This window comes from Pantoea sp. y20, from assembly GCF_054903455.1.
On the sequence record NZ_CM142816.1, the window covers coordinates 2,975,000 to 2,986,596 of the forward strand.

Below are 11,597 nucleotides of genomic sequence, written 5' to 3' on the forward strand. Positions count from 1 at the left end.
ATTACGCTCCGAGCAGGCGAATCATTTCCGCTTCGTCGATCACCGGAATGCCGAGCTCCTGCGCTTTCGCCAGCTTGGAACCGGCCGCTTCCCCCGCAATCAGCAAATCGGTTTTCTTCGACACGCTACCGCTCACTTTAGCGCCCAACGCTACCAGACGCTCTTTGGCATCATCGCGATTCATCTGCGACAGAGAGCCGGTCAGTACCACGGTTTTACCGGCAAATGGACTATCAATTTCTTCGACATTGACCACTTCAACCTGCGGCCAGTGCACGCCAATCTCTTCAGTAAGATCGCGAATAACGGCGCGGTTGCTCTCTTCATCCATAAAGTTACGCACATGCGTCGCTACCACTTTGCCGACATCCTGCACTTCAATCAGCGCATCGAGATCGGCGTTCATCACCTTTTCCAGCTCGCCAAAGTGATTGGCAAGGTTGGCGGCTGTGGCTTCGCCCACTTCGCGAATACCCAGTGCATAGAGGAAACGTGCTAGCGTGGTGGATTTGGCCTTTTCCAGCGCATCAACCACGTTCTGAGCCGATTTAGGGCCCATGCGATCGAGTCCGGTTAGCTTACCGGCAGTAAGGCGGAACAGATCGGCTGGCGTTAAGACGTACTCTTTCTCCACCAACTGATCGATGATCTTATCGCCCATGCCATCGACATCCATCGCACGACGCGAAACGAAATGTTTAAGCGCTTCTTTACGCTGCGCGCCACAAATCAGGCCGCCGGTGCAGCGCGTCACGACTTCACCTTCCACGCGTTCAACGTCTGAACCGCACACCGGGCAATGACCTGGGAAGACGATTTCACGCGTCTCTGCCGGGCGCTCCGATTCCACCACGTTGACCACTTGCGGAATCACGTCACCGGCGCGGCGAATCACCACCTTGTCGCCAATGCGCAAACCCAGTCGGGCAATTTCATCGGCGTTGTGCAGCGTGGCATTACTTACCACAACGCCCGCAACCTGAACCGGCTCCAGACGCGCGACGGGCGTAATCGCGCCGGTGCGGCCCACCTGGAATTCGACATCGCGCACGAACGTCATCTGTTCCTGCGCCGGGAATTTAAAGGCCACAGCCCAGCGCGGCGCACGCGCCACAAAGCCGAGCTGCTCCTGCAGCGCCTGCGAATCGACCTTGATAACCACGCCATCGATATCGAAGCCGAGCGACGGGCGCTCCTGCTCAACCTGACGATAAAACGCCAGCACCTCATCGGCGCTGTGTGCCAGGCGAATACGATCGGTGACTGGCAATCCCCACGCCTTAAACTGTTGCAGACGTTGCCAATGGCTGGCAGGCATTTCACCGCCTTCCAGCAGACCAAAACCGTAGCAGAAGAAGGTCAGTGGACGTTTAGCGGTGATGCGTGGATCGAGCTGGCGCAGTGAACCGGCTGCGGCGTTGCGTGGGTTAGCAAAGACTTTCGCGCCGGTGCGACGCGCTTCTTCATTCAGCTTTTCAAAACCGCTTTCGGTGATAAACACTTCGCCACGCACTTCAACGCGTGCGGGGATGTTATCGCCATGCAGACGCAGCGGAATGGCGTGAATTGTGCGCACGTTCGCCGTGATGTTCTCGCCGGTGGTACCATCTCCGCGCGTCGCCGCACGCACCAGCAGGCCATCTTCATACAGCAAGCTCACGGCTAGACCATCCAGCTTGAGCTCGCAGCAGTAAGTCAATTCGTCAGTGCTTTTAAGGCGATCCTGCACGCGTTTATTAAAGGCAAGGAAGCCCGCTTCATCAAAGGTGTTGTCCAGCGACAACATCGGCACTTCATGACGCACTTGCTCAAAAGTGGCTAGCGGTGCCGCGCCCACGCGTTGGGTGGGTGAATCAGGGGTAATCAAATCAGGATGTGCGCTTTCCAGCTCACGCAGCTGAACCATCAATCGGTCATACTCTGCATCCGGAATTTCCGGCGTATCCATCACGTGGTAGAGATATTCGTGGTGACGTAACGTGGTGCGCAGCGCGGTGATCTGCTCCTGAACCGATTTCATAGTCTCTTATCCGATAAAAAACCCCCGACAGGCGGGGGTTATATTTGTTTTGACTCAGCTAACGGCGATTAACCGATAACTTCGCGAATACGCGTTTTGTAGGTTTCCAGCTTCTGCGGCGTCATCATGCGACGCTCATCATCCAGCACCACGCCGCCTACATCATCAGCGATACGCTGCGCGGATTGCAGCATCAGCTTGAAGTTCTGATTCGCATCGCCGTACGACGGCACCATCATGAAGATCGAGACGCCAGGCGTAGAGAAATTCCCCATTTGATCCGGATCGAATGAACCCGGCTTCACCATGTTCGCCAGGCTAAACAGCACCGGACCGCTGCCGGCTGGGCTAAGATGGCGATGGAAAATGTTCATCTCACCAAACTGGAATCCGGCCTGCAGGATGCCCTGCAACAGCGCTTCACCGTTCAGTTCGCCGCCCGCATGTGCAGCGACGTGCAGCACTAATACGGCCTCTTTTTTACTGCCAGGCGCAGCAGCCGCTGGCTGTGGCGCTTCTGGTTGATGTGCAACTGGCGCTTCAGGTTCGAATTCTGGCTCTTCTGCGGCGAGGAATTCAGGTGCAGGTTGAGTCGCGGAAAGCGGTTCGTTATCCAGCAATGGATCGGCCTGAATTGGTTGTGGTGCAGGCGCTGGCGCTGGCTTCGCCACTGGCGCTTGCGGCGCAGCCGGCTTACGCACGTCTGGCTCGTTATCCAGCAGCGGATCGCCTAATAATGGGTCAGCCTGACGTGATGCCGGTTGACGTACAGGTTCAGGCGCACGCGGCGCGCTCGCTGGACGTGCAGTGAATTCAGGTTCTTCATCCGCATCACGAGGACGACGTACACGGACTTCGCCGACGCCATCATCTTCTTCGCTCAGCAGATCTTCATCGGCTTCTTCGCGCTGTTTCAGACGTTTGTGCGGGCGATCACGAAACACGGAGGAGCGCTCTTTACGGCTGGTCCACAGTCCATGAAGTAGCAGCGCTATTATGGCGATCGCGCCAACAACGATTAATATCAGACGCAAATCCTGCATCATTGTATTCTCTGTTGTTCCAATACCTTGCCACCACGGCAAACTTTATCCTCTAACTGTATTTGCCCAGCTAAACAAGTGCAAGTCTGTGCAGTATTTTCTGACAAATTAGATAGCTGCCCCACGCTTTTTTGCTGTTTTTTCGCGCAAACACTGCCTGAAGCCGATAAAAAGCCAGGTTATGATGGTCGCGCCGCTATATTTAGGAGAAAGGCTCGCTATGCCCGCAGGAAATTCGGTCTCAACATTTAATGGTGTTCACTACTTCGCTGAAGGATGGAAACTGGTGCGCCTGCCCGGCATTCGTCGCTATGTCATCATGCCGCTACTGATCAACATCGTGCTACTTGGCGGTGCCTTTATCTGGTTGTTTCAGCGCTTGGGGCAGTGGATCCCGGCTTTAATGTCACATATCCCTGACTGGCTGCAGTGGCTGAGTTATCTGCTATGGCCGCTCTCAGTGATTTCGATTGTGTTGGTATTCAGTTACTTCTTTTCGACTCTGGCAAATCTGATTGCCGCGCCCTTCTGTGGCTTGCTCGCCGAGCAACTTGAAGGGCGATTGACCGGAACGCCATTACCAGATAGCGGTTGGGTGGGCCTGATAAAAGACATACCGCGCATCATGAAGCGAGAGTTTCAGAAGCTCGGCTACTATTTGCCGCGTGCGCTTGGTTTGCTGTTGCTGCACTTTATCCCCGGCTTTGGACAAACGGTGGCGCCAGTTCTATGGTTTTTATTCAGTGCGTGGATGTTGTCCGTGCAGTATTGCGACTACCCATTTGATAACCACAAAGTGAGTTTCCAGCAGATGCGCCAGGCGTTGCGCCAGCACAAAAGCGCAAATATGCAATTTGGTGCGCTGGTTAGCCTGTTCACCATGATCCCGATTATCAATCTGGCGATTCTGCCGGTTGCGGTATGCGGTGCAACGGCCATGTGGGTGGATCGTTATCATGCACAACATGCACGCCGCTAAAGCTTTAAATCGTCTTATGCATTTTTGCGTAAGGCTTATGGTTGTGCGCTATATAGATATGCGATTTCTTTCCTTCCGCACATCATTAGAAAAGGTATGCTCTGAGGGTTCCCAATATTTCATACAGTTAAGGACGAGCTATGAGTAAGATCTATGAAGACAACTCTCTGACAATTGGTCATACGCCGCTGGTTCGACTGAACCGCATCGGTAACGGCCGCATTCTGGCTAAGGTCGAGTCGCGCAACCCGAGCTTCAGCATCAAATGCCGTATCGGTGCCAATATGATTTGGGACGCGGAAAAACGCGGTATTTTGAAGCCGGGCGTTGAGCTGGTTGAACCAACCAGCGGTAACACCGGTATTGCGCTGGCTTACGTCGCCGCAGCGCGCGGTTACAAGCTGACGCTAACCATGCCAGAAACCATGTCAATTGAGCGCCGCAAGCTGCTGAAAGCGCTGGGAGCTAACCTGGTGCTGACCGAGGGTCCCAAAGGCATGAAAGGTGCCATCGCGAAGGCGGAAGAGATTGTCGCCAGCGATCCGGACAAATATGTGCTGTTGCAGCAGTTCAGCAACCCAGCCAACCCGGAAATCCACGAAAAAACCACCGGTCCAGAAATTTGGGAAGACACCGACGGCGAAGTGGACGTGTTTATTGCGGGCGTGGGCACCGGCGGTACGCTGACAGGCGTGAGCCGCTACATCAAGAATACCAAAGGCAAGACCGAGTTGATTACCGTTGCCGTTGAGCCAACCGATTCACCGGTTATTGCTCAGGCACTGGCGGGCGAAGAGATCAAACCAGGCCCACATAAAATTCAGGGCATCGGTGCCGGCTTCATTCCTGGCAACCTTGATCTGGAATTGATCGACCGCGTAGTGGCGATCACCAATGAAGAAGCCATTAGCACCGCCCGTAAGCTGATGGAAGAAGAAGGTATTTTAGCAGGTATCTCTTCAGGTGCTGCCGTTGCTGCCGCGCTGAAGCTGCAAGAAGATGAAGCCTTCGCCAACAAGAACATCGTGGTGATTCTGCCCTCCTCTGGCGAACGTTATTTAAGTACCGCACTGTTTGCCGATCTCTTCACTGAGAAAGAACTCCAGCAGTGATGCTTAAAGTCTGAAACTGACGAAAAAAGCACCCGAATGGGTGCTTTTTTGTGGTGCAGATCTCACTTTTATCACCAGACAGATTGCTTTCAGTGATGCGGCTCTGGTATTTAAGCTTCCAATTATTTCGGTGCCTGAAATTAATCTGCCTTTGAAGTGGATCAAGCTGAATCGATTTACTGATTTGGCGAAACGGCGAATCACGGCATAATGAGAAGAGTGACGCATTCGTGCAGTTTTTGATCTGTCACTGTTAATGACGTACTCATTCGAGCGCATTTTATGGTGAGCTTAAAGCCATACCAGCGCACCTACACAGGCTAAAGTTACGGCTCCAGGCTAGACTTTAGATCCATAACACCAAACCTGATAAAGTTGGGGAAATAGAATGTTCCAGCAAGAAGTTACCATTACCGCACCTAACGGCCTTCATACTCGTCCTGCAGCCCAGTTCGTTAAAGAAGCAAAGGCTTTTAATTCAGAAATCAATGTGACCTCTAATGGCAAATCTGCCAGCGCGAAAAGCCTGTTCAAACTGCAGACTTTGGGTCTGACTCAAGGTACGGTTGTTACGCTGTCTGCTGAAGGTGAAGACGAGCAGCAAGCGGTTGAGCACCTGGTCAAGCTGATGGCTGAGCTGGAGTAACCGGCTCAGTTCGCAACTAAACCGACCCCTTTGCCCCATTGAGTGCAAATATCTTGATCGCGGACAATCTGTCCGCGTTATTGCATCTTTAGAGTACTGCTCCGCGACAGTGGCGACGCATCGGGTCAATGAGCCATCGTGATTAAAAGGTAGGGTTATGATTTCAGGCATTTTAGCATCACCGGGTATCGCTTTCGGCAACGCACTTTTGCTGAAGGAAGATGAGATCGTCATCAGCCGTAAAAAAATTACTGACGATCAGGTTGAGCAGGAAGTTCAGCGCTTCCTCGATGGACGCAGCAAAGCTGCTTCACAGCTCGAAGCCATTCGCATTAAAGCCGGTGAAACCTTCGGTGAAGAGAAAGCGGCGATCTTTGAAGGTCACATCATGCTGCTCGAAGACGAAGAGCTTGAGCAGGAAATCATCGACCTCATCAAGAAAGACCACGCTACCGCGGACGCCGCTGCTCACACCGTGATTGAAGGCCAGGCCGTTGCACTGGAAGAACTGGATGACGAATACCTGAAAGAGCGTGCGGCTGACGTACGTGATATTGGTAAGCGTCTGCTGCAGAACATTCTCGGTCTGCACATTGTCGACCTGAGCGCGATTGCTGACGAATCTATTCTGGTGGCGAAAGATTTAACGCCGTCAGAAACCGCACAGCTGAACCTGAAAAAGGTGCTGGGCTTTATTACCGATCTGGGTGGGCGTACATCTCACACCTCGATCATGGCGCGTTCGCTTGAGCTGCCTGCGATTGTCGGCACCGGCAACGTGACTGCCACCGTGAAAAACGGTGATTTCCTGATCATTGATGGCGTGAACAACAAAATTTACGTCAATCCAACTGATGACGTGCAGGAAGAACTGAAAGCAATTCAGACTCAATATCTGTCTGAAAAGCATGAACTGGCGAAACTGAAAGATCTGCCAGCCATTACGCTGGACGGCCATCAGGTTGAAGTCTGCGCTAACATCGGTACCGTGCGTGATGTTGCCGGTGCTGAACGCAACGGTGCGGAAGGTGTTGGCCTGTATCGTACCGAGTTCCTGTTTATGGACCGTGATTCACTGCCAACCGAAGAAGAACAATTCCAGGCGTATAAAGCCGTGGCTGAAGCCGTGGGTTCGCAGGCGGTTATCGTGCGTACCATGGACATCGGCGGCGACAAAGATCTGCCTTACATGAACCTGCCGAAAGAAGACAACCCGTTCCTCGGCTGGCGCGCGATTCGTATCGCCATGGACCGTAAAGAGATTCTGCATGCGCAGCTGCGCGCGATTCTGCGTGCATCCTCATTCGGTAAACTGCGCATCATGTTCCCAATGATCATTTCAGTAGAAGAAGTTCGCATTCTGAAAGGCGAACTGGAGCTGTTGAAAGCGCAACTGCGTGAAGAAGGCAAATCCTTTGATGAGACCATCGAAGTCGGCATCATGGTTGAAACGCCAGCATCCGCAGTGATTGCTCGCCATCTGGCGAAAGAAGTCGACTTCTTTAGTATTGGGACAAATGACCTGACGCAGTATACTCTGGCGGTCGATCGTGGTAATGATTTGATTTCACACCTCTATAACCCAATGACGCCGTCTGTTCTTGGCCTCATTAAGCAAGTGATCGACGCATCACATGCCGAAGGGAAATGGACCGGCATGTGTGGTGAGCTGGCTGGTGATGAACGTGCTACACTACTGTTACTGGGAATGGGGCTGGACGAATTCAGCATGAGCGCCATTTCAATCCCAAGCATCAAGAAAATCATTCGTAATACTAATTTCGAAGATGCGAAGGCATTGGCGGAGCAGGCTCTGGATCAACCAACAGCGGATGATTTGATGAATTTGGTCAACAAGTTCATTAAAGAAAAAACGCTCTGCTGATCCACGGACGCTAGCCTCAAATTACTGCTTAGGAGAAGATCATGGGTTTGTTTTCTAAACTTTTTGGCGAAAAATCAGAGAGCGCGTCAGGCACTATTGATATCGTTGCGCCTCTGTCAGGCGAAATCGTAAATATCGAAGACGTACCTGATGTGGTATTCGCTGAGAAAATCGTGGGTGACGGTATCGCAATCAAACCAACCGGCAACAAAATGGTTGCACCGGTTGATGGTACTATCGGCAAGATTTTCGAAACTAACCACGCATTTTCAATCGAGTCTGATAACGGTATCGAACTGTTTGTTCACTTCGGTATCGACACGGTTGAGCTCAAAGGTGAAGGTTTCAAACGCATCGCTGAAGAAGGCCAGAAGGTTAAGAAAGGCGACGTGGTGATCGAGTTTGATCTGGCACTGCTGGAAGAGAAAGCGAAATCCACGCTGACGCCGGTTGTAATCTCGAACATGGACGAGATTAAAGACCTGATCAAACTCTCCGGTCAGGTAACTGTGGGCGAGACTCCGGTTATCCGCATTAAAAAGTAAGCTTCGGCTGATTCGTGAGAATTGCAAAACGGCACCCAAAGGGTGCCGTTTTTTGTTTAAGTCTGCCCTACTCTTGCATCTCTCAACGCGCACAATGCGGGAGGAGGTCGGGACGACGGGGCAGAGGAGTAAAGCGTCTCGCGCCAGGGAAGGCGCGAGCCGAGGCCCAGGGACGGTTTATGCCGTCTTTATGATCTGCCCCATTGTCCTGACCGACTGCACTAAGCCTTATTCCTGTTTCCAGCGCGGTAACCTTAACGTTAACTCCAGACCACCTTCCGGGCGATTTACCGCCTGAACTTCACCGTGATGCGCCAGAATCACCTTACGCACAATCGATAGCCCCAAACCGTAGCCTTTGCCCATCAGCGGAGAATTAACCCGTACAAAAGGATCGAAGATGCTCGAAAGCTTCTCATCGTCCACGCCCGGCCCTTGATCGCGCACGCTAATTGCCAGCCACTGATTTTCCGCCTGCAGCCGCACGTTGATGTGCTGCCCTTTGTGCGAGAAACGCAGCGCATTGCGCAGCACATTCTCCACACCACGACGAATCAGTTCCGCATTGCCGTGAACGGTGTAATCGGCATTCTCATCCACCTGGAAATCGACAATCACGCCGGGAATTTGCGCTTCGTAGCGCACATCGGTCACCACCGCATGCAGCAGGCCGGTAAGGTCGAAATATTGTTCTCCCGGCATACTTTCGTGCTCAGCGCGCGAAAGCGTCAGCAGCTCGCCAATCATCTTGTCGAGGCGTCGGGCTTCCTCATCAATGCGATTGAGCGAGGATTCGACGGATTCCGGCGTCTGCCGCGCCAGGCCGGTCGCCAGCTGCAAGCGCGCCAGCGGTGAACGCAGCTCGTGGGAGATATCATGCAGCAGCTCCTCACGCGCTTTCACCAGCGTATCGAGGCGCTCCACCATCGCATCAAAATCCTGCGCAACGTTCGAGAGCTCATCATGGCGTTTGCGCATCACCGGATAGAGCCGTACCGACAAATCACCGCTGGAGACGCGCGCAAAGCCCTCACGCAGCTGCCGCATTGGTCGCGTCAGGTTCCACGCCAGCAGCAGGCTAAACAGCAGCCCCAATGCGCCAGCGAAGGTAAACATCGGTTCGGGGATATTCAGGATGCGGCGCGGGCGGCCGCCGCCCATTGAGCTGTCTTCGCGCAGACCTTTAACGTCGTAACGCAGCTCGTACTGTTTGCCATCCTGCCCTTTTACCCAACGCACAATCACATCAGGAAACGGTCCCTGAAAGGGTTCGTTGATGCTTTCTGGCGGCGCATTGTTGGGCGTCGCAGCGGGCTTTTCGTGCTGGATCACCGAGAAGAATTGCCGATCGTTCGGTTCCCAGTCGGCCATCATGTCATCAAGCGAGCTGGGACCACCGCGCTCCAGCACTGAAACCGCTGACGCCATTTGCAGATTAACGATACGCCGAATCGCCACCAGCTCTGGCGGCTCATGTCGATTACCGGAGAGCGTAAAGCCTAGCCACAACAGCTGGCTGATGATGACAAACACAATCCAGAAGCCCAGCAAAATTTTCCAGAACATGCGGCCACGATAGCTGTGTTTCATCGAATGCGATAACCAATACTGCGCACAGTTTCAATGTTGACGCTGTCGGCAGTTAACGCTGCCAGCTTTTGACGGATGTTGCTGATATGCACATCAACGCTACGATCGTAAGCTTCGCGCGGACGGCCAAGGCCTTTTTCCGACAGCTCATCTTTCGACACCACGCGATCCGGCGCACGCAGCAGCAGATCCAGCAAGTTAAACTCTGAAGCCGTCAGATCGAACGCTTTGCCCTGCCATTCGGTAATACGCGTGGCGGGATTGAGGCTGAGATCGCCCCAGCGCAGCAGCTCTTTCTTATCCGGCAGCGGGGTCTGATCTTCAAAACGACGCAGCACGGCGCGCAGACGGGCCACCAGTTCACGCGGATAGCACGGTTTCGGCATGTAATCATCCGCCCCCATTTCCAGGCCGATCACCCGATCAATATTGTCGCCTTTCGCCGTCAGCATAATTACCGGTAATCGGCTGTTCTGCCGCACCTGGCGCAGCACATCGATGCCGCTCATATCAGGCAGCATGATGTCGAGAATCATTGCGGTATAGTTGCCCGATAACGCGCCTTCCACCCCGGCGCTACCGGTTAAAACCAGTTGTGTTTCAAAACCTTCAGCAATCAGGTATTGGCTCAACATGGTGCCAAGTTCTACATCATCATCAACCAGCAGAATTTTCATCGTTATCTCTCGTGTAAATTGCCGCTATTTTGTCCTGAGTCCACAACGAACGCAGCCGGTTTTACGCGATCCTTACGTTGCTTACGTCAGACGATTATTACGAAGACTATAGACAAAAATGGCCTGGACGTACCATCACAGTACGCGCAGGCCAAATCATCGGTGGGAAAGTGGGATCAGTGGAAAACGCCGGTTGAGAGATAGCGGTCGCCGCGATCGCACACAATCGCCACCACCACGCTGCCAGGCTGGGCCGTGGCGATACGCAATGCGCCGGCCACCGCGCCGCCAGAGCTGACGCCACAGAAAATCCCTTCACGCTGCGCCAGCGCGCGCATGGTCTCTTCCGCCTCGCGCTGCGCCATATCTATTACCTCATCCACTAACTCCGGACGGAAAATGCCGGGCAGATAGGCTTCCGGCCAGCGACGTATACCGGGAATGCTGCTGCCCTCTTGCGGCTGCAGGCCAATTATCTGCACCGCTGGCGCGAACTCTTTCAGGTAACGCCCAACGCCGGTAATGGTGCCGGTGGTGCCCATGCTGGAGACAAAATGCGTCATGCGGCCAGCGCTTTGCTGCCAGATTTCCGGGCCCGTGGTGAGATAGTGGCCCAGCGGATTATCGGGATTGTTGAACTGATCCAGCACGCGTCCTTCGCCGCGATCGGCCATCGCCTGCGCCAAATCGCGTGCCCCTTCCATGCCCTGCTCGCGCGATACCAGCAGCAATTCAGCGCCGTAGGCGCGCATCGCATCCTGGCGCTCCTGGCTCATGTTGTCGGGCATCAGCAGGCTTAGCTTGTAGCCCTTCATCGCCGCGATCATCGCCAGCGCAATGCCGGTATTGCCGCTGGTGGCTTCAATTAAGGTATCGCCCGGTTTAATGTCACCGCGCAACTCCGCCTGATGAATCATCGACCAGGCCGCACGATCTTTGACGGAACCGGCTGGATTGTTGCCTTCCAGCTTTAGCCAGATCTCGCTGCCGTTATCAGGCGTCAGGCGCTGCAACTTTATCAACGGCGTATTGCCGATGGTATTTTCCAGTGTGGTCACGGTTTAATTCCAGACGAAAGAGGGGCAAATAAAACGGGCGGG

The 11,597-nt window shown here is 53.7% G+C and carries 10 protein-coding genes; 5 read left to right on the top strand and 5 right to left on the bottom strand.

Annotated features, from left to right (window positions below; genetic code table 11):
* Position 1: 1 nt before the first annotated feature.
* Both ligA and zipA read right to left on the bottom strand, forming a co-directional pair.
* Positions 2-2,020 carry an NAD-dependent DNA ligase LigA gene (gene ligA, locus ACYAC5_RS13895; protein ID WP_137386241.1) on the bottom strand — a complete coding sequence of 673 codons (2,019 nt, stop codon included), beginning with the start codon at positions 2,018-2,020 and terminating at the stop codon, positions 2-4.
* Positions 2,021-2,088: 68 nt separating this feature from the next.
* The gene (gene zipA / locus ACYAC5_RS13900) at positions 2,089-3,066 is read right to left on the bottom strand and encodes a cell division protein ZipA (RefSeq protein WP_137386242.1); all 978 of its coding nucleotides are present in this window, start codon (positions 3,064-3,066) and stop codon (positions 2,089-2,091) included.
* Positions 3,067-3,283: 217 nt separating this feature from the next.
* On the opposite strand from zipA, the gene cysZ reads away from it, so the two are divergent.
* The 5 genes from cysZ to crr all read left to right on the top strand — a co-directional run bounded on the left by cysZ (position 3,284) and on the right by crr (position 8,230).
* Positions 3,284-4,042: a sulfate transporter CysZ gene (gene cysZ, locus ACYAC5_RS13905; RefSeq protein ID WP_101763578.1), complete on the top strand. Its 759-nt coding sequence runs from the start codon at positions 3,284-3,286 to the stop codon at positions 4,040-4,042.
* A gap of 140 nt (positions 4,043-4,182) precedes the next feature.
* Positions 4,183-5,154, top strand: coding sequence for a cysteine synthase A (gene cysK, locus ACYAC5_RS13910; RefSeq protein WP_101763577.1), 972 nt, complete (start codon positions 4,183-4,185; stop codon positions 5,152-5,154).
* Between the two features lie 388 nt (positions 5,155-5,542).
* Positions 5,543-5,800, top strand: a complete 258-nt coding sequence (gene ptsH, locus ACYAC5_RS13915) for a phosphocarrier protein Hpr (RefSeq protein WP_137386243.1) — start codon at positions 5,543-5,545, stop codon at positions 5,798-5,800.
* Positions 5,801-5,957: 157 nt separating this feature from the next.
* Positions 5,958-7,685: a phosphoenolpyruvate-protein phosphotransferase PtsI gene (ptsI, locus tag ACYAC5_RS13920; protein ID WP_110866519.1), complete on the top strand. Its 1,728-nt coding sequence runs from the start codon at positions 5,958-5,960 to the stop codon at positions 7,683-7,685.
* A gap of 41 nt (positions 7,686-7,726) precedes the next feature.
* Complete coding sequence (crr, locus tag ACYAC5_RS13925; protein WP_008107804.1) at positions 7,727-8,230, top strand: PTS glucose transporter subunit IIA; 504 nt, start codon at positions 7,727-7,729, stop codon at positions 8,228-8,230.
* A gap of 228 nt (positions 8,231-8,458) precedes the next feature.
* Here crr and ACYAC5_RS13930 read toward each other — a convergent pair whose 3' ends face one another.
* From ACYAC5_RS13930 to cysM, 3 genes are all read right to left on the bottom strand, one after another.
* Positions 8,459-9,820 (bottom strand): ATP-binding protein, encoded by a 1,362-nt coding sequence (locus ACYAC5_RS13930; RefSeq protein ID WP_101763574.1) that lies wholly within the window; start codon positions 9,818-9,820, stop codon positions 8,459-8,461.
* Complete coding sequence (locus tag ACYAC5_RS13935) at positions 9,817-10,497, bottom strand: response regulator transcription factor (protein WP_008107810.1); 681 nt, start codon at positions 10,495-10,497, stop codon at positions 9,817-9,819. Before ACYAC5_RS13935 ends, ACYAC5_RS13930 begins: the two co-directional genes overlap by 4 nt.
* 176 nt (positions 10,498-10,673) lie before the next feature.
* Positions 10,674-11,555: a cysteine synthase CysM gene (gene cysM / locus ACYAC5_RS13940; protein ID WP_462061921.1), complete on the bottom strand. Its 882-nt coding sequence runs from the start codon at positions 11,553-11,555 to the stop codon at positions 10,674-10,676.
* Positions 11,556-11,597 lie beyond the last annotated feature (42 nt).